Source organism: Neisseria sp. P0020.S003 (assembly GCF_051957095.1).
GTDB lineage: Bacteria > Pseudomonadota > Gammaproteobacteria > Burkholderiales > Neisseriaceae > Neisseria > Neisseria subflava.
The window spans coordinates 1-390 of record NZ_JBQCWU010000093.1 but is presented as its reverse complement, the minus strand read 5'-3'; the positions used below and the strand labels follow the sequence as shown (position 1 = coordinate 390).

The following is a 390-nucleotide window of genomic DNA, read 5'->3' as shown; positions in this document are numbered from 1 at the left end:
ACCTTCTTCCAACAAACCGCACAAGCCATGATTGCCAAACACATCGACCGCTTCCCACTATTGAAGTTGGATCAGGTGATTGATTGGCAACCGATCGAACAGTACCTGAATCGTCAAAGAACCCGTTACCTCCGAGACCACCGCGGACGTCCCGCCTATCCCCTGCTATCCATGTTCAAAGCCGTCCTGCTCGGACAATGGCACAGCCTTTCCGATCCCGAACTCGAACACAGCCTCGTTACCCGCATCGACTTCAACCTGTTTTGCCGTTTTGACGAACTGAGCATCCCCGATTACAGCACCTTATGCCGCTACCGCAACTGGCTGGCGCAAGACGACACCCTGTCCGAATTGCTAAAACTGATTAACTGCCAACTGACCGAAAAAGGC

Annotated in this window: 1 protein-coding gene; it reads left to right on the top strand. The window is 52.8% G+C overall.

Annotation, left to right across the window (positions count from 1 at the left end; genetic code table 11):
* On the top strand, positions 1-390 hold a 390-nt coding region (locus ACTHTQ_RS11485; protein WP_440363988.1), incomplete at both ends, for a transposase.